Source organism: Actinomyces acetigenes, from assembly GCF_031296635.1.
GTDB lineage: Bacteria > Actinomycetota > Actinomycetes > Actinomycetales > Actinomycetaceae > Actinomyces > Actinomyces acetigenes.
Genome location: NZ_JASPFC010000004.1, coordinates 113,788 through 131,684 on the forward strand (window position 1 = coordinate 113,788; position 17,897 = coordinate 131,684).

Consider the following 17,897-nt stretch of genomic DNA (forward strand, 5'->3'; position numbering starts at 1 on the left):
CGTGAAAATGCTGACGCCGCGCATGCTACTCCGTGCCTGCGCAACAGTCCCCGGTACTCGCGCAGCAAGACCTGAACCGTCGCAGGACATTCGGCTCCTGATGCCTCCTAGCCGGCCCCGAGGAAGGATCGGCGCGCCGAGCTGATTCGGGTGAGCAGCTCGGTCTCCTTGACCGACAGCTCGCCCTGAACATGACTGTCCACCGCCTGCTGGCGCAGCTGAGCGAGCTCCGCAGCGCCTTTCTGGAACGTGTTCATGGCCGCTGCGGCCTGCGGCCCCCTGGTGACGGCCCACCGTCTGCCCGCCCGACGCCCCCCACCGGTGGTGAGCATCTGAACCTCGGCCGGGGAGAACCAGCCGGCGTGGGCGTAGTCCTCTATCCCCCGGCGCATGGACCGGCGCTCACTCCAACGCAACCACGAGACCAGCCCAGCGCACAGAGCGTAGAAGGGGAACTGAAGCAGCAGATACACCCCGAAGTTCTCGGCGACGAACCCGTTCCAGGTCGCGTGAAGCACAATGGCACCGACCAGGCCCACAGGAGCCATCCACGCCCAAGCGTACTGGGACCGCCGGCGAGAGGAGACGCCGATGGCCACCCCCGTGCAAGCCGTGAACGTCAGGTGAGCGAATGGAGACAGCAGTGCGCGCATGACGAAAATGGTCCTCACGTACTCCCATCCCTGAACGAAGTAGAGAATATTCTCAACGAAGGCGAATCCGGCGGCAGTGAACGCCGCATACACGACCCCGTCAATCGTCCCATTGATCGCGCGGCGCCAGATGAGGAAGACGAACAGGACACCCAGTCCCTTGGTCAGCTCCTCAACCAGAGGCGCTGAAATCACACCGGCCGCGCCCGGGTCCCCCATGGCCTCGGTGACGACCCGAGCCACCCAGCCGTTGACCACCATGGAGCACAGGGTGGACACGCTCGTCCCCCACAGGAATGCCACTATGAGAGTGACCGCTGTGAACGCCCCGGGAGGCCTGGGCTCCCAGCGGACGTACCAGAACACTCCCGCGAGCAGCATCGTGACCACCAGCACACCGCATAGCGGGATGAGCGCCAACAGAAATGACGGGAGCACGACCGGCCCGAAGTCCTTACGAAGCCCTGAGAAGAAATACAGGGTGTACAGGGAGAAGAGAACGATCGCGGTCAGCATGACGAGTGCCCCGACCTTCGCCGGGATGCCAGGTGGGATGAGGGAGGCCACCTGCGCGTGCTGCTGCCGGCCATCCTGAGAATCTGAGTCCCGCGAAGGATGCGTGCCCTGAGAGTCACGATGAACCTGGTAACGCTGCCCGACTCCGGTAAGGGGACCGGAATCGGCTGAGATCTGCGGCAGGGCGCTGGAGCGCTGGTATCCGGGGCGGGGGGCCCAGGGACTGGGGGGCATGCTCATGGATTCACCTCGGTTGCACCTCGTCGTCGCGCTCGGGCTGCGTCTCGGGGGTAGTGTCGTCGTCGGCGTCGAAGGTCTGGGGCATGGGCGCGTGCCCAGCCAGGTGGAACATCCGGACGAGTAGCCGTCCCCTGAGCGCCTGGGCCTCACTGACGTGGGTGTTGTGGAACCTGCGGGCCAGGACCAGGCGGGAGCAGGCCCGGTCCAGGCGGTTGAGCGCGGGCACGCTCAGTGGGTCGGCGGACAGCTCGCGGCGTGCGGGCTCGCAGACCACTGTCCGCAGAACCCTGCTGAGATCGGACTCGATGAGGGCCCGGCTGCGGGTGGTTGGCGCCGGGAGCGCTGCACCGCCTGAGGCAGGATGAGAAGAAGGGGTGCCCTCAAGAGGCGTGGAGGTGTCCAGACCGTCGTCGACGAGAGGCCCCTCGGCATCCAGTGCCTCGCGGGCGGCCCGGCTGAGCAGCAGTCCGGAGGCCGGATCCAGGGCCGGGACGGTGGCCAGCTCCGCCGCGGCCTCAGCCCGGTGCACGAGCTGGGCCTCAAGCGTGGCTCGGGCTCCCAGCACCTGCCGGTGCAGCCGGTCGACTCGCACCGCCCTGGCATAGAGGGCCCACCCGGTGGCCACGGCCAGCCCGATCAGCAGCACGACGATGCTCCACATCGGCGCAGTCGTCACACCGGTCCCCGCGGAGGAGAGCGCTGGTAGGGCAGTAGTCGCACCGGCCGGGATATCAACGGGCTGCGTCATGGCCGTCGTCATGGTTGCTGCCATGGTCGATTCCTCATCACTCCTGAGATCAGCTGCTAGTCATCCAGGGCATCGCGCAGCCGGCCCAGCATGGTGCGCGAACCGGGGGCGGGCTCCACCCGGGTGTGGGCGGTGGACAGAGCCATGTCGTAGACGTCAAGGACCTCGTCGGTGACCGCGGACCAGTCGTAGCGGCCGACCACCTGACTGGCTGCCTGGACGCGGGCCTGGGCGGCGGTGGCGTCCTGCAGGGTATCGATGATGACTCGGGCCAGGTCACCGCCGTCCTCGTTGTGGAACAGCGCCCCGTAACGGCCCTCGCCGAGCACGTCGGAGAAGGCCTTGAGGTCGGAGGCGATGACCCGGGTACCGGCGGCCATGGCCTCCACCAGGACGATGCCGAAGGACTCCCCTCCGGTCTGCGGGGCCACGTAGCAGCTGGCCGAGGCCAGCATGGCGGCCTTGTCCTCGTCGCTGACCCCTCCCAGGAAGACCACGGAGTCACCGAAGCGGGCCAGCTCCTCACGGATCTCCTGGGCCTGCCCTCGTCCTGCGACGAGGAAGCGCGCTCCCGGCACCGATTCCAGCACCGTCGGGATGGCGTCAGCCAGGACCCGCAGTCCTTTGCGGGGCTCGTCCAGGCGCCCCAGGAAGGAGATGGTGGGGGCCTCGTCCGTGCCCCGGAACCGGGGGTCGTCCTTGGGCGCGTCGGCGAAGGGCCCCACATTGACGCCGTTGGGAATGACGACGGCGTCACCGCCGTGGTACTGGATAAGGGTGCGGCGGGCCTCCTCCGAGACGGCGATGCGGGCCGAGAGCTTCTCCATGAGCGGCACCGTCGCCGGACTCAGCAGCTCGCGGGCGAGCGAACGGTCCATGGCGGCGTGGAAGGTGCCCACAACCGGTCCGGTGGCGGCCTGCAGGGCCAGCATCCCGACACTGGGGGTGATGGGTTCGTGGATGTGAAGGATGTCGAAGTCCCCGGCATCCAGCCAGCGTCGGGCCCGCCTGGCCACGAGGGCACCGAAGTTGAGCCGCGCCACCGAGCCGTTGTAGGGAATGGCGATGGAGTCGCCGGCGCTGGTGACCCAGTCCGGCAGGTCGGTGTCCTGGGAGGCTGGCGCGAGGACCTGGACCTCGTGGCCACGGCGGAAGAGCTCACTGGCCAGGTCCATGACGTGGACCTGGACTCCTCCGTGAGCGTCGAAGGAGTAGGGGCAGACGATACCGATCCTCATGCGTCCTCCTCGTGGGCGACCTGCTGGTCACGGGCGTGGCTGCGAGCCAGGCGCTCCTGGTCCAGGTCGGCGTCGAAGACGGGCTGGAGCATGTGCCAGTCCTCAGCGTGCTCGGCGATCAGGGGCTCCAGCGCGGCGACCCAGGCGCGAGTGTGCGCTACGACCTGCTCGCGTCCCTCCAGCTGCCGGGGCGCCGGAACCCTGCGAGCGGTCAGCACGAGCCCCCAGGGCGATCCGGCCAGGCGGCGTCGCTGGCCGCTCAGTGGCTCGTAGTGGATCGAGGCGGCGTACAGGGGGCGTCCCAGGCGCTGGGCGATCGCCGCGGGACCGGCGGCCACCCGGGCGGTGGCGCCGCCCAGCCGCGCGGTGATGCCAGCCGAGGACAGGTCCCGATCGGCCAGGAGCGCGACAACGTAGTGCCCCTGGCTCGCCGTTTGCAGGAGACGGTCGAAGACCTTCTCCCCGTGGGCCTGGCCGATGATGCGCATGCCCAGCAACTGACGGAAGGACACGAACTGCTCGAAGAGTTCCTCGGGCTCCAGGCGCTCGGCGACGGTCAGGACGGTGGCCAGCTCACGGCAGGCCCAGGCTCCGATGAGGTCCCAGTTGCCCATGTGCGGCAGGGCCATGACGACGCTGCCGGCGCGCACGTCCTCATGGAGCTGGGGGTCGATGTCGGTGCGCACGCGCGCGAGGACCTGCTCCGGGGTGATTCCGGGCAGGGCGAAGGCCTCGTAGAAGTAGCGCATGTAGGAGCGCATGCCGGCTCGGGTGGCCTGGCGCAGAGCACGTGGCGGTGTCCCCGGGGGGAGGATACGCGCCAAGTTGCGCTCGAGCTGTCCCACCCCGGTGGCGGAGCGCCTGAGGCGCTGCCAGGCCCACAGCGCGTCCGCGACGGTGTGCGCCAGGCCGTAGCCCACCGGCGCGGGCAGGTGGCGGGTACCGCGCCAGGCCAGGCGGTAGGCATCGGAGACGGCGGGAAGGCGCAGCCTCATGCCGGATCATCCGCCTGACGGACCTGCTGGGAGACGGTGCGCACGCGCTGGATCACGGTGATGAAGGAGGCGATCGCCACGTAGAGCAGACCGATGGTGAGCACCCACCGGGGAGCCCCGAGCCCCACGATGAAGGTGGCGCCGAGCGCTACGAGGAGCCGGTCGGTGCGCTCGGCGATCCCCACGGAGGCGGTGGCGCCGATGGACTCGGCCCGCGCCCGGGCGTAAGGAACCGTGGCCGCCATGACGACGGCGACCAGGGCCGCTGCGACAGTCATGGTGCGCAGCACGCCGGTGGGCATGGACAGGGCCGCCCAGGCCGCGAGGGAGCCCAGGACGGCCCCGTCGGCGAGACGGTCCATGGTGGAGTCCAGGAAGGCTCCAAAAACTGAGCTCTTCCCGGTGGCTCGGGCCAGAATGCCGTCGAAGGAGTCGGCCACCAGCACCACGAGCAGGACGAGGGGCCCGGCCACGAAGTGCCCCTGCGGCAGCAGTGTGACCGCTGCCGTCACGGACAGGACCGTTCCGGTGACAGTGAGCATGTTGGGGGTCACCCCGAGCCGCCCGAGCGCGAGGGCGGGACGGGTGAACAGGGCCTTGGTCAGGCCGCGGCCGTGGTTGCCGAGCATGAGATCCTTAGGTCTCGGGTGAAGCAGTCAGAGAGACGAGCCGTGATGGCATGGGATGGACTGGGACGGAGGGGTTGCCCTCATCCTGGCGGAGTGCGTCAAGGAGGGCCAAGGGGATCAGTCCCCGCTCTGCCCGGTCCGGGCGGACCAGGCGGCGGCGAGCATGTCCCGCTGCTCGCCGAGCAGCTGGGGCACGGGCTTGGTCCGGCCGATGATGGGCATGAAGTTCGCGTCCCCCTTCCAGCGCGGCACGATGTGCTGGTGGAGGTGAGCGGCGATCCCCGCACCGGCGACCTCGCCCTGGTTCATCCCCAGGTTGAATCCGTGGGGGTGGCTCACCGAGCGCACGACACTCATGGCCGTGGCGGTCAGCTCACCGATCTCCTGACGCTCGGGCGCGGTGGCCTCGGTCCAGTCGGAGATGTGCCGGTAGGGGCACACCAGCAGGTGACCGGTGTTGTACGGGTACAGGTTCATGATGACGTAGCTGGTCTGGCCCCGGTGGACGATGAGGGCCTCCTCATCATCGCGTTCCGGCCCGGTGCAGAACGGGCACTGTGCGGGGGTGTCGTCCGAGGGCTTGTTCTGTCCCCCGATGTAGACCATGCGGTGCGGGGTCCACAGACGCTGAAAGGCCTGCGGAGCGCCCTCGTGGTAGAAGGGCGCCTCCACCTCGACGTGGTCACCGGCTCCGGGGGCGCTGATCGTCGCTCCAGTCGCTTCCTCAGTCACTGTGCAGCTTCTCCCCTGCCGGGTCGTTGATACGGGCGTTGATGACACTGACGATGTGGCTCACGGCCTCCTTGACGGGCACGCCGTTGGTCTGCTGACCGTCACGGAACCGGAAGGAGACGGCACCGGCCTCGGCGTCCTCTCCCCCGGCGATGAGGGTGAAGGGGATCTTGTCCTTCGAGGCGTTGCGGATCTTCTTGCCGAAGCGGTCATCGGAGTGGTCCACCTCGACGCGCACTCCCTGAGCGCCCAGCTGGGCGGCGACGTCGTCGACGTAGGCGTCGAAGGCCTCGGCCACGGGGATGAGGCGGACCTGCACCGGGGAGAGCCAGGCGGGGAAGGCCCCCGCGTAGTGCTCGGTGAGCACCCCGATGAAGCGCTCCACGCTGCCCAGCTTGGCTGAGTGGATCATGATGGGACGCTGGTGGGTGCCGTCGGCGGCCGTGTACTCCAGGTCGAAGCGCTCGGGCTGGTTGAAGTCGTACTGGATGGTGGACATCTGCCAGGTCCGGCCGATGGCGTCCTTGACCTGGACCGAGACCTTGGGGCCGTAGAAGGCGGCGCCGCCCGGGTCGGGAACGACCTTCAGGCCGGAGGCGTCGCAGGCGTTCTGGAGGGCCTGCGTGGCGGCGGCCCAGTCGGCGTCGGAGCCGATGAACTTGTCCTTCTTGGCTCCGTCCTCATCCCGGGTGGACAGCTCGAGGTAGAAGTCGGTCAGTCCGAAGGCCTGGAGGATGGACAGGAAGAAGTCGATCTGGGCGCGGATCTCCTCACCGGCCTGCTCCGGGGTGCAGTAGGTGTGGGAGTCGTCCTGGGTGAAGCCGCGCATGCGGGTGAGCCCGTGGACGACGCCGGACTTCTCGTAGCGGTAGTCGTGGCCCATCTCGAAGAAGCGCAGCGGCAGCTCGCGGTAGGAGCGCCCGCGGGAGCGGAAGATGAGGTTGTGCATCGGGCAGTTCATGGCCTTGAGGTAGTACTCCTGGCCGGCCTTGGTGATGTTGCCCTCGGCGTCGCGCTCCTCGTCGGCGAGCATGGGCGGGAACATGGTGTCGGCGTAGTAGGGCAGGTGGCCCGAGGTGTGGAAGAGCCCGCCCTTGGAGATCTCGGGGGTGTGGACGAAGTCGAAGCCGTAGTCCAGGTGGCGCTCGACGACGTACTGCTCGATCTGGTGGCGCAGCATGGCGCCCTTGGGGTGGAAGACCACCAGGCCGGGGCCGATCTCCTCGGGGAAGGAGTAGAGGTCGAGCTCGGCGCCGAGCCTGCGGTGGTCACGCTTGGCGGCCTCGGCCAGGCGGGTCTGGTAGGCCTTGAGCTCGTCCTTGGTCGCCCAGGCAGTGCCGTAGATGCGCTGGAGGGAGTCGCCGGACTGGTCGCCCTTCCAGTAGGCCGACGAGGACTTGGTCAGCGCGAAGCCCTGCCCGATGAGGCGGGTCGAGGGAAGGTGCGGGCCGCGGCACAGGTCGGTCCAGGCGACGCTGCCGTCGCGTCGGACGTTGTCGTACATGGTCAGCCCGCCGGCGCCGACCTCGACCGAGGCGCCCTCGGCACCCGCGCCCTTGGTGGTGATGAGCTCGAGCTTGTAGGGCTGGTCGGCCAGCTCCTCACGACCTTCGGCCTCGGTGATGTCGCGGCGCACGAAGCGTTGCCCCTCCTTGACGATGCGCTTCATGCGCTTCTCGATCTCGCGCAGCATCTCGGGGGTGACGGCGTCGATGGCTCCGAAGTCGTAGTAGAAGCCGTCAGTGATGAAGGGGCCGATACCCAGGTTGACGTCCGGGAACATCTCCTGGACGGCCTGGGCCATGACGTGGGTGGCGCTGTGGCGCAGGATGTTGAGTCCGTCCTCACTGGACAGGGTGATCGGCTCGACGACGGCGCCGGCCGGGATCTGGCGCTCCAGGTCCCAGGGCTCGCCGTTGACGCGCATCGCGACGACGCCGTCCTTCTTGACGGCGTCCTGCAGGAGGAGCGCCCCCGTGCTGCCCGCCTCAATGGTGCAGGGCGCGCCGTCGAGGGTGATCTCAATCTTGGGCTGGTCTGACACGGGCTCGTCTCCTCTACTGCATCGGTGCGGGGCGCTGTACTGGTGCACCCCGGCTCGGCCGCGAGTCTACGTCGTGGTCGCGCGGGCTCAGTCCTCCCGTGAGCCGCGCCGCGCGCGCAGTGCGTCACGCAGGCGCTTGGCGACGGACATCCCGGAGTAGATGACGCGGGAGACGGGGACGTCCCAGGCCCCGTCCACCTCAGTGACGTGCTGGGCATAGCGCTTCTTGTACTGGCCCACCGTGTAGAGCGCGGGGACGCGGGTGGAGCCGGCGCCCATGAGATCGAGGCCTCGGTAGCCCTCCTGGGCCAGGGTGCAGGCGGCCCACCAGTCCAGGGCCTCGGCCCCGCGGAAGGTGCGCGACTCGTTGGAGGAGGCGCCGTAGTAGGCCACGGCGTCCTTGCCAGAGGTGAGGATGAGGTCCCAGGCGTGGGGCACGCCGTCCTTGCGCAGGACGAACAGGCGGGCGTTGTCCTCCCCCAGGGACGTCAGCATGGTCCAGTAGACCTCGGCGTCGTGGGGCTTGAAGCCGTCGCGCTCAGCGGTCTCGCGCAGCACCTCGTAGACCCGGTCGAACTCCTCGCGGCTCAGGCCGGTCTCGTCGCTGATGGTGCAGCCGGCCTCCCGGGCCACGCGCTCGGCGCGCTTGACCGCACGGCGCCCGTCCTTGGGCATGACCGCCGCCATCTTCTCCGGCGTCTTGGGCACCAGGTCGATGACGTAGGTGCGGTCGTAGGTGATGGTGGACAGCAGCTCACGCAGGTCGGCAGCGCGGTAGCGGGCGTGCATACGGATGAAGCGCACCGAGCGGCTGCGCTCCTTGACCACGGAGCGCAGCAGACGGCGCAGGTGGGCCTCGCGCTCGGGCGACTGCTCCTTGAGCCAGACCGGGCCGTGCTTGGCCCACAGGAAGGTCTGGCCGCCCATCTCGTAGCGGTACAGGGCGATGGCGGCCACGGGCTTGCCCTCGTCCTCATAGAGGTAGCGGCCCCACAGGGGGCGGCCCATGGCCTCCTCGAAGCGCTCCCAGGCCTCGGTCTGCTCCACGGGGAAGTGGCTGTTGCCCACGGCCAGGCGCATCTCACGCCCATCGACCCGCCGCAGGGTCTCGGAGCGGTCCGGGGTGGAGTGCACCGGCTCGGGGTGCGTGAGCCGAGGCGCCGCCTTGGGCTTGTCAGCCTTGTCGGCCCTGGCGGGCTGGGCGGGCTTGTCGGTCGGGTCGACCTTCTGCTCGGGCTGCTTGGGCTGTTCGGGCTCGCCGCCCTTGTGCCCCTTGTTGTTCTTGGGCTGAGTCGCCTGAGCGTTCTCGGGGGCCGGCGCACCGGCCTCGACCTTGGTTTCAGGGGTGGCGTCAGTCGCGGAATCAGTCGTGGCGTCGGGGGTGGTGCTGTCGGGCATGTTCTCGTTCTCGGGCATTCAGCGGGACCTGTCGACTCGTTGCGGATAGTTGCGGGCGAACTTGCGGTAGTGGTTGAGGCGCTGGAGCTCGATCGTCACGCGGCGGCGCAGCGAGCGCTCGGCCGGGTCGCGCAGCGGGTCGACGCCCCGCCCCAGGCCCTTGGCCTTGCGGCGCAGTGCCGCATCGGACACGTAGCGTGCGATGACGCCGTCGGGAACCAGGGAGTAAAGGACCTGCCGGGAGACCTCGATGGGCTCGTCACGCTGGTCCAGGACCAGATCCTTGAGCATGACGGCCATGGGGTTGGCGCCGGCGGCTGTCAGGTAGAAGGAGTTGCGGCCGATGCGGGGGTTGACCTCGAAGAAGAGCTCTCGCCCGTCGCGGGGGTCGACCTTGATGTCAAGGTTGGCGAAGCCGCGGTAGCCGGCGTGACGCAGCAGGCGGCCGGTGGCCTCCCACAGGTCAGGGAAGGCCTCGGTGATCATGGCGACCGGGTTGCCGATCATGGTGGGCGCGTGGTCCTGCAGCAGGACGCGTGCCGAGCCGATGAGGCGCAGCTCACCGGTGGAGTCCATGTAGGCGGTCACCGAGCGCATGGCGGTGTCGTCACCGGGGATGCACTCCTGAACCAGGAAGGTGGAGCGGTAGCCGGCCTCCTTCAGGCTCCTCCACATGCCGGCCAGCTCAGCGGCGTCGTCGATGAACCAGATCTTGCGCTTGCCGGGGAAGGAGATGCGGTCGTAGTCGGCGCCGATGGCCGCCTTGGCCACGAGCGGGAACTCCAGGCCGAGCTCGCTGGCGCTGGTCGGCGGCTCGCACTCGGGGTCGGCCAGGTCGACGACGACCTCCCGGGGCGTGAGCACCCCCACCTCGGCGCACAGACGGGAGAAGGAGGCCTTGTCGCTGACGGCGTCGAGCACGTCGATGTCCGGGAAGGGCAGGACGTAGGTGGGCTCGAGCTCGCTGCGGTGAGCGGAGATCATGGCGGCCGCGGCATCGGTGTTGGCCATGAGCACGGCACTGCGGGGCCCTCTGCCCTGGACCAGCCGTCGCAGCAGCGCGATGGTCCGCTCCGGTGGGGCCCCGGCCTCCTGGCGGACCACGGTGATGTAGACCGACTCGGAGATCGCGACGATCGGTTCCGAGGCCACGACCGTCACCGATGTGCCGGTGACCTCGTGAAGCTGCCGAGCCAGGGCGTAAGCGCCGATATCGCCGCCGAGGACCACGGGCAGCAGGTGCCTGAAGCGTTGCGTCATAACCATCCGTTTCTTGCCGCAGGGACCAACTCCTCCCCAGATGGTAGAGCACGCCGGGACGCCCCGTTCCCGACCACCCCAGGAACATCACGATCCGGACACGGGGCCACCCCCTTACCCTGCCGCCCCACACCCGCAATCCAGCAGGAATCCAGGCGATTGTCCGCGACTCGACGACGACAACGCGGCCTGACGGTGACACATGCCACCCGGTGCGCAGCCGCCTTCCCGGAGAACGACAAGAGCCCGGGGCGCTGTGGCTCCGGGCTCAATTCGACCGTCGGTTCTGGTGGGCGATACTGGGATCGAACCAGTGACCTCTTCCGTGTCAGGGAAGCGCGCTCCCGCTGCGCCAATCGCCCGAGCGGATGACGGGACTCGAACCCGCGACCCTCACCTTGGCAAGGTGATGCTCTACCAACTGAGCCACATCCGCGTGACACCCTTGTGGGGTGCGGGAAGAAAGTTAGCAGAGGTATCCCTCGGAGGCAAAACGCACCCGAGCCCGTGTCCCATGAGGTGTCTCACGCCGCGCCGACCCGCCTCACTCACCGGGCAGCGCCCGGGGACTTGCCAGGAGCCGCTCGGACGTGACATGTCTTTCTCCTACTGTCCTGCCTTCTCACCTCAGTCGTGGCAGGGTAGTCCCTATGACCACGCCGACGACACCGACGCCTCAGGCCGCACAGGAACCTCAAGAAGTCCCCCAGCGCCCGATCTGGCCGGGCTACCCCTATCCACTCGGGGCGACCTACGACGGCTCGGGGACGAACTTCGCCCTCTACTCCTCGGCCGCCAGCGGCGTCGATTTGTGCCTGTTCAACGACGAAGGCCATGAGGAACGGGTGGCGCTCAAGGAGGTCGACGGCGACGTCTGGCACGCCTACCTGCCCGGGATCTCGCCGGGCCAGAAGTACGGCTACCGGGTGGCGGGCCCCTACGACCCGGCCTCCGGTCACCGCTGCGACCCCTCCAAGCTGCTGCTGGACCCTTACGCCAAGGCGATCTCCGGCGAGGTGACCCCGTCCCAGACGCTGTACTCCTACTCCTTCGACAACCCGGAGGTGCGCAATGAGGAGGACTCGGCGGGACACACCATGCGCTCGGTGGTCATCAACCCCTACTTCGACTGGGGCCACGACCGTCCCCCGGGCCACGAGTACCACGAGACGATCATCTACGAGGCCCACGTCAAGGGCATGACCCAGCTGCACCCGATGGTTCCCGAGAACCTGCGGGGCACCTACGCCGGTCTGGCTCAGCCCGCCGTCATCGACCATCTCAAGAACCTGGGTGTCACGGCCATCGAGCTCATGCCGGTTCACCAGTTCGTCAACGACACCCACCTGCAGGAGAAGGGCCTGTCGAACTACTGGGGCTACAACACGATCGGATTCTTCGCTCCGCACAACACCTACGCCGCCTACGGCACCGAGGGCGAGCAGGTCCAGGAGTTCAAGTCCATGGTCAAGGCCTTCCACGAGGCCGGCATCGAGGTCATCCTGGACGTGGTCTACAACCACACGGCCGAGGGCAACCACCTGGGCCCCACCCTGTCCTTCCGCGGCATCGACAACAGCTCCTACTACCGCCTCGTCGACGGCTCGGCCAGCCACTACTTCGACACCACCGGCACCGGCAACTCACTGCTCATGCGCTCGCCGGCGGTCCTCCAGCTCATCATGGACTCGCTGCGCTACTGGGTCACTGAGATGCACGTCGACGGGTTCCGCTTCGACCTGGCCTCGACCCTGGCCCGCCAGTTCCACGAGGTGGACAAGCTCAGCGCCTTCTTCGACATCATCCACCAGGATCCGGTGCTCTCCCAGGTCAAGCTCATCGCCGAGCCGTGGGACGTGGGCGACGGCGGCTACAACGTGGGCGGCTTCCCGGCCCTGTGGAGCGAGTGGAACGGCAAGTACCGCGACACCGTGCGCGACTTCTGGCGCGGGGAGCCCTCCACCCTGGGCGAGTTCGCCTCCCGCATCACCGGCTCCTCCGACCTCTACCAGCACGCCGGACGCACCCCGGTGGCCAGCATCAACTTCGTCACCGCTCATGACGGCTTCACGTTGCACGACCTGGTCTCCTACAACGAGAAGCACAATGAGGCCAACCTCGAGGGCAACGCCGACGGCAGCAACAACAACCGGTCCTGGAACTGCGGCGCCGAGGGGCCCACCGACGATCCGACGATCATCGAGCTGCGTCAGCGCCAGACCCGCAACTTCCTGGCCACTGTCCTGTTCAGTCAGGGCGTGCCCATGATCTGCCACGGCGATGAGCTGGGGCGCACCCAGGGGGGCAACAACAACGCCTACTGCCAGGACAACGAGATCTGCTGGGTCAACTGGGACCTCAGTGAGCAGGACAAAGACCTGCTGGAGTTCACCAGCACCATGATGTGGCTGCGTCGCGATCACCCGGTGCTGCGACGTCGGCGCTTCTTCACCGGGGACGCCGGCCACGGCGGGGAGAGCGAGCTCGGCGAGATCGAGTGGCTCACTCCGGCCGGTGAGTCCATGACCGACCAGGACTGGACCACCTGGTACGCCCGGGCCATGATGGTCTTCCTCAACGGGGAGGCGATCGCCGAGCCCGATGAGCGGGGCCAGAGGATCGTGGACGACTCCTTCCTCGTGCTCATCAACGCCTCCGACGAGGACATCACCTTCACCCTCCCAGGCGGGGGCTACGCCTCCACCTGGAAGGTCGCGCTGGACACGGCTCCCGCGGTGGACGGGGACTCCGACCCGGTCCTCGCCGCTGACGACACGGTCGTGGTCGAGGCTCGCTCCATGCTCTTCCTCATCGACGCCCCCGACTCCGACGCCACCACGGAGCGGCACCCGAGGTAGGGACTTTCCGCGGCCCTGCGGCGCGCAACCAGACACATCATCCATCAGCAGCACCACCCGACGCAGACCAGACGAGCTTCAGGAAGTGACATGACCGACGCAGTGGACGCAGCAGTGGATCAGGCCGGTTCGGCGGATTCTGCGGAGACACCCGCCTATGCGCCCTGGTCGGGGCACGTGCCGGCTCCGGAGCACCGCACGCCGGTGACCACCTACCGTCTCCAGCTCGGTGAGGACCTGACCTTCGCCGATGCCAAGGCCCTGGTCCCCTACCTGGCCGATCTGGGAGTCACCGACCTCTATCTCTCCCCGATCCTCACCGCCGCGCCGGGCTCCACCCACGGCTACGACGTCGTCGACCACCGCAGGGTCTCGGCCGTCATGGGCGGGCGGGAACAGCTGGAGGCCCTGGCCGCCGAGGCCGATGCCCATGGAATGGGCGTCGTGGTGGACATCGTTCCCAACCACATGGCCGTGCCTACCCCCGGCTGGCACAATCTGCCCCTGTGGTCGGTGCTGCGCGAGGGACCGGACTCCCCCTACGCCGCCTGGTTCGACCTCTCCCTGGACGAGCCCATCCTCATGCCGGTCCTGGGCAAGCGCATCGGCGCCGTCCTGGCCGACGACGAGCTCACCCTGGAGCAGATGGTGGTTCCGGGCCAGGAGGACCTGGGCGAGCAGTGGGTGCTGCGCTACTACGACCACGTCTACCCCGTCGCCCAGGGTACCGAGTCACTGCCGATGCACGTCCTCGTCGACCGCCAGCACTACCGCCTGGCCTACTGGAAGGTCGGCGACGAGGAGATCAACTACCGGAGGTTCTTCGACGTCGGCACCCTGGCCGCGATCCGCGTCGAGGATCCCGACGTCTTCGCCGGAAGCCACGGCCTCATCCTCGACCTCATGAGAGACGGAGTCATCAGCGCTCTGCGGGTCGACCACCCCGACGGCCTGGCCGACCCCGGCGGCTACCTCACTCAGCTGGCTCAGGCCACCGGCGGGGCGTGGATCGCTGCGGAGAAGATCCTGGCGCCCGACGAGTCCCTGCCCACCTCCTGGCCAGTGGCCGGAACCACCGGCTACGACGCCGCCTGGCGGATCGACCAGCTCCAGGTGGACCCCGCCGGCGCGGCCCGCCTGGGCGCACTCATGCATGAGCTCACCGGGGACGCGCCCGTGGACTACGACAGCATCGTCGAGGAGGCCAAGCGCGAGGTCATCGCCGGCTCACTGGCAGCCGAAGTCGACCGCCTGGCCCGCATCCTGGACTGCCTGACCTCACAGGACGTGCGCCTGCGCGACCACACCCTGCGCGACCTGCGGGCCTGCGTCGTCGAGCTGCTCGTGGCCGCGGACCAGTACCGGGTCTATGTCGTTCCTGGCACGCCTCCCGGCCCGGAGACGGCCGCCGTCCTCCAGGCCGACGCCGAGCGGGCCCGCCAGCGCCTCGAGCCGGACCAGGGAGAGACCCTCGACCTCGTGGTCGCCATCCTCCTGGGTGAGCCGGTCGGCTCCGAGGGGCTGTCGGAGTCCCCCGAGCGCGCCGAGGCCATCATCCGTTTCCAGCAGGTGTGCGGAGCCGTCACCGCCAAGGGTGTGGAGGACACGGCCTTCTATCGCTGGACCCACCTGACCAGTCTCACCGAGGTCGGCGGCAACCCGGCCGGCTTCGCGCTGAGTGCCGACGAGGCCCACGCCTGGGCCGACCGGGTCCAGAACATCTGGCCCGACACGGTGGTCACCTCCACCACCCACGACACCAAGCGCGGTGAGGACGTGCGCGCCCGCCTGGACGTGCTGGCCTCCTACGCCGAGGAGTGGAGCGACCTCATCCACCGGCTGCGCGCCATGACCGCGCAGGTCCGCCCCCCGGACCTCGACGGACGCAGCGAGAACCTGCTGTGGCAGACCCTGTGGGGAACCTGGGCGCCCGACAGCGACGACCCCATGACCCCCGAGCGGCTCAGCGCCTACCTCATCAAGGCCTCCCGGGAGCAGAAGATCTGGACCACCTGGACTGCCCCGGACCTGGCTCGGGAGCAGGCCCTGACCGACTACGCCACCCATCTGCTCACCAGCGAGGAGGTCTCCGGCGAGCTCGAGGCCTTCGCGGCCCTGACAGCCAGGTCCGTGCGCACCGCGATCCTTGCAGGCAAGGCTCTGGCCCTGACCTGGATGGGCGTGAGCGACATCTATCAGGGCAGTGAGACCACCCGTACCTCACTGGTGGACCCCGACAACCGCCGCGCAGTCGACTACACCGGACCCTCGGGCCTCATCAGCGCCCTGGAGCGCCTCGACTCCGGAGCCGCACCGCGCAGTCTCGATGAGGACAAGCTCTTCCTCACCTCGCGCCTGGCTCGCCTACGTGCCCGCCGCCCCCACACCTTCGTCGGTCCCCGCTCGGGCTACCGCACGATCCCAGTGACCACCTCCTTCGCCTTCGCCTACGCCCGTCTGCTCGACGAGGTCCCCGACGTCGTCGTCATCGTCAGGCGCCTGGCCCGGCGGCTCGAGCAGCTGGGCGGATGGCGCGAGGAGAGCATCGTGCTGCCGGAGGGCACCTGGGAGCACGTCCTGCGCAGCGGCACTGTGGAGGGAGGCAACCAGCCTCTGGCCGAGGTAGTCGGAGACGATCCCGTCGTCGTCCTGGCCAGGGTCGTCTCCCCCGACTCCCAGACCGACTCGGACCACACCGCCCAGGAGGCCGCCCGATGAGCCCGGCGGCCCCCCGGACCTGGCGCTCCCCGGCCCTCCCCGTGGGCCCCCGCGTGCCCGTGTGGGCCCCCGCGGCGAAAAGGGTCGAGCTGCACCTGCCCGGCAATGAGCGGACGGACGACCGGCTGGTCGACATGGTCCCGGCCCCGGACGGCTGGTGGACCGCCCCCTTCGACCTGGAGCCGGGCACCGACTACGCCTTCCGCGTCGACGGCTCCCCCGACCGCCCCGACCCCCGCAGCGCCCTCCAGCCTCACGGCGTCCACGGCCCGTCACGAACCGTGGACCCGAGCGCCTGGCAGTGGACCGACCAGGACTGGATGGGCAAGGACCTACTCGGCTCGGTCATCTACGAGCTCCACGTGGGCACTTTCACCCCCGAGGGCACCCTGGACAGCACCATCTCCCGGCTGGGTCACCTGGCTGAGCTGGGAGTCGACATTGTCGAGCTCATGCCCCTGGCCGCCTTCCCCGGCCGAGCAGGATGGGGCTACGACGGGGTGGGCCTGTGGGCCGTCCACGAGGCCTACGGGGGCCCCGAGGCCCTCATGCGCTTCGTCGACGCCGCCCACCGCGCCGGCATCGGCGTGTGCCTCGACGTCGTCTACAACCACCTGGGCCCGTCGGGCAACTACCTCAGCGTCTTCGGCCCCTACTTCACTCCGGCCCACCACACCCCCTGGGGCGAGGCCATCAACTACGACCACGACGGCAGTCATCAGGTGCGTGCCTTCGTCATCGACTCGGCCCTGCGCTGGCTACGCGACTTCCACATCGACGCCCTGCGCCTGGACGCCATCCACGAGATCAAGGACGACGCCGGGGCCGCCGACCCGCCGCAGGCGCACGTCCTGGCTGAGCTCTCTGACGCCGTGGCCGCCCTGTCCGACGAGCTGGACCGTCCCCTTGGCCTGGTGGCCGAGGCCGACCTCAACGACGTCGGGGTCATCACCCCCACCGACCAGGAGCCCCCTGCCGCGACACCCAGCCTGGGCATGACCGCCCAGTGGGCCGACGACGTTCACCACGCCCTGCACGTACGGATCACCGGCGAGGCGCAGGCCTACTACGCCGACTTCGCCGAGCCCGGGGCATGGGCCAAGGCCTACGGCGGCGCCTTCCTTCACAACGGCACCTGGTCCACCTTCCGAGACCGAGTCTGGGGCGCCCCCGTGCCCGAGGACACCGACCCCAGGCGCTTCGTCGTCTTCGGATCCAACCACGACCAGATCGGCAACCGAGCCGTCGGGGACCGTCCCTCGGCCAGCCTCGATGATGCCGCCCTGGCCGCCACTGCCGCCCTGGTACTCCTGTCCCCCTACACGCCGATGCTCTTCATGGGCGAGGAGTGGGGAACCCGCACTCCCTTCCAGTTCTTCACCGACCACGAGGAAGAGGACCTGGCCCGCAGCGTCAGCCAGGGGCGCGCCCGGGAGTTCGCCGGCTTCGGCTGGGACGCCGACGAAATCCCCGACCCCCAGGACGCCGCGACCGTCGAGACCTCGCGCCTGGACTGGTCGGAGCTGGACAAGACCGACCACGCCCGCATGCTGGCCTGGTACCGGGCACTAACCGCCCTGCGCCGCGAGCTGGCCTGGTCCCAGCGCACCGCGTGGCCGCAGATCGATGAGGCCGACGACGTTGTCACCGTGACCTACGAGGACATCGTCGTGGTCACCAACCTCTCCGGGAAGCCACGGCCCGTTCCCAAACTGAGCGAGGTGCTCCTGTCCTGGGACCCCGTCGGCTCCGCCCCGTCCTGCCTGCCGCCCGGACAGACGCTCATCGCCCGACGCTGACGAGCCGCACCAGGCGGCATCCCAACCGAACGGATGCCAGTACGCCGGAGGCAACCGATGCACATCCGT

General features: G+C 68.9%; 12 protein-coding genes and 2 tRNA genes. 3 read left to right on the plus strand and 11 right to left on the minus strand.

Annotated elements, in window-relative coordinates:
- Positions 1–107 precede the first annotated feature (107 nt).
- From RIV14_RS02725 to RIV14_RS02775, 11 genes are all read right to left on the minus strand, one after another.
- On the minus strand, positions 108–1,409 hold the full coding sequence (locus RIV14_RS02725; RefSeq protein WP_075372281.1) for a PrsW family intramembrane metalloprotease: 1,302 nt from the start codon (positions 1,407–1,409) through the stop codon (positions 108–110).
- A gap of 4 nt (positions 1,410–1,413) precedes the next feature.
- The gene (locus RIV14_RS02730) at positions 1,414–2,181 is read right to left on the minus strand and encodes a hypothetical protein (RefSeq protein WP_081379596.1); all 768 of its coding nucleotides are present in this window, start codon (positions 2,179–2,181) and stop codon (positions 1,414–1,416) included.
- 32 nt (positions 2,182–2,213) lie between these two features.
- A complete protein-coding gene (locus RIV14_RS02735; RefSeq protein WP_070663058.1) occupies positions 2,214–3,395 on the minus strand; it encodes a glycosyltransferase family 4 protein in 1,182 nt (393 codons plus the stop codon).
- Entirely contained in the window at positions 3,392–4,390 is a 999-nt protein-coding gene (locus RIV14_RS02740; RefSeq protein WP_075372280.1) for a phosphatidylinositol mannoside acyltransferase, read from the minus strand. Before RIV14_RS02740 ends, RIV14_RS02735 begins: the two co-directional genes overlap by 4 nt.
- A complete protein-coding gene (pgsA, locus tag RIV14_RS02745; RefSeq protein ID WP_075372279.1) occupies positions 4,387–5,019 on the minus strand; it encodes a phosphatidylinositol phosphate synthase in 633 nt (210 codons plus the stop codon). The genes RIV14_RS02740 and pgsA overlap by 4 nt, the downstream gene beginning before the upstream one ends.
- 117 nt (positions 5,020–5,136) lie before the next feature.
- The gene (locus RIV14_RS02750; protein ID WP_075372278.1) at positions 5,137–5,751 is read right to left on the minus strand and encodes an HIT family protein; all 615 of its coding nucleotides are present in this window, start codon (positions 5,749–5,751) and stop codon (positions 5,137–5,139) included.
- Positions 5,744–7,795, minus strand: a complete 2,052-nt coding sequence (thrS, locus tag RIV14_RS02755) for a threonine--tRNA ligase (RefSeq protein WP_075372277.1) — start codon at positions 7,793–7,795, stop codon at positions 5,744–5,746. The genes RIV14_RS02750 and thrS overlap by 8 nt, the downstream gene beginning before the upstream one ends.
- A gap of 87 nt (positions 7,796–7,882) precedes the next feature.
- The gene (locus RIV14_RS02760) at positions 7,883–9,211 is read right to left on the minus strand and encodes a peptidoglycan bridge formation glycyltransferase FemA/FemB family protein (RefSeq protein WP_075372276.1); all 1,329 of its coding nucleotides are present in this window, start codon (positions 9,209–9,211) and stop codon (positions 7,883–7,885) included.
- On the minus strand, positions 9,212–10,453 hold the full coding sequence (locus RIV14_RS02765) for a carboxylate--amine ligase (RefSeq protein ID WP_081381822.1): 1,242 nt from the start codon (positions 10,451–10,453) through the stop codon (positions 9,212–9,214).
- A 287-nt stretch (positions 10,454–10,740) separates the two neighbouring features.
- Positions 10,741–10,815, minus strand: a tRNA-Val gene (locus RIV14_RS02770).
- 1 nt (position 10,816) lies between these two features.
- Positions 10,817–10,889: transfer RNA gene (locus RIV14_RS02775), tRNA-Gly, on the minus strand.
- A 214-nt stretch (positions 10,890–11,103) separates the two neighbouring features.
- Here RIV14_RS02775 and glgX point away from each other — a divergent pair.
- The 3 genes from glgX to treZ all read left to right on the plus strand — a co-directional run bounded on the left by glgX (position 11,104) and on the right by treZ (position 17,828).
- Positions 11,104–13,311: a glycogen debranching protein GlgX gene (gene glgX / locus RIV14_RS02780; protein ID WP_075372274.1), complete on the plus strand. Its 2,208-nt coding sequence runs from the start codon at positions 11,104–11,106 to the stop codon at positions 13,309–13,311.
- Between the two features lie 90 nt (positions 13,312–13,401).
- The gene (gene treY, locus RIV14_RS02785; RefSeq protein WP_075372273.1) at positions 13,402–16,029 is read left to right on the plus strand and encodes a malto-oligosyltrehalose synthase; all 2,628 of its coding nucleotides are present in this window, start codon (positions 13,402–13,404) and stop codon (positions 16,027–16,029) included.
- Positions 16,026–17,828: a malto-oligosyltrehalose trehalohydrolase gene (gene treZ, locus RIV14_RS02790; protein ID WP_075372272.1), complete on the plus strand. Its 1,803-nt coding sequence runs from the start codon at positions 16,026–16,028 to the stop codon at positions 17,826–17,828. The genes treY and treZ overlap by 4 nt, the downstream gene beginning before the upstream one ends.
- The last annotated feature ends 69 nt before the right edge of the window (positions 17,829–17,897 follow it).

Coding starts and splice junctions, on each gene's coding strand:
- RIV14_RS02725 (WP_075372281.1), bottom strand. CDS start 1,409: ATGAGCATGCCCCCCAGTCCCTGGGCCCCCCGCCCCGGATACCAGCGC.
- RIV14_RS02730 (WP_081379596.1), bottom strand. CDS start 2,181: ATGGCAGCAACCATGACGACGGCCATGACGCAGCCCGTTGATATCCCG.
- RIV14_RS02735 (WP_070663058.1), bottom strand. CDS start 3,395: ATGAGGATCGGTATCGTCTGCCCCTACTCCTTCGACGCTCACGGAGGA.
- RIV14_RS02740 (WP_075372280.1), bottom strand. CDS start 4,390: ATGAGGCTGCGCCTTCCCGCCGTCTCCGATGCCTACCGCCTGGCCTGG.
- pgsA (WP_075372279.1), bottom strand. CDS start 5,019: ATGCTCGGCAACCACGGCCGCGGCCTGACCAAGGCCCTGTTCACCCGT.
- RIV14_RS02760 (WP_075372276.1), bottom strand. CDS start 9,211: ATGCCCGAGAACGAGAACATGCCCGACAGCACCACCCCCGACGCCACG.
- RIV14_RS02765 (WP_081381822.1), bottom strand. CDS start 10,453: ATGACGCAACGCTTCAGGCACCTGCTGCCCGTGGTCCTCGGCGGCGAT.
- glgX (WP_075372274.1), top strand. CDS start 11,104: ATGACCACGCCGACGACACCGACGCCTCAGGCCGCACAGGAACCTCAA.
- treY (WP_075372273.1), top strand. CDS start 13,402: ATGACCGACGCAGTGGACGCAGCAGTGGATCAGGCCGGTTCGGCGGAT.
- treZ (WP_075372272.1), top strand. CDS start 16,026: ATGAGCCCGGCGGCCCCCCGGACCTGGCGCTCCCCGGCCCTCCCCGTG.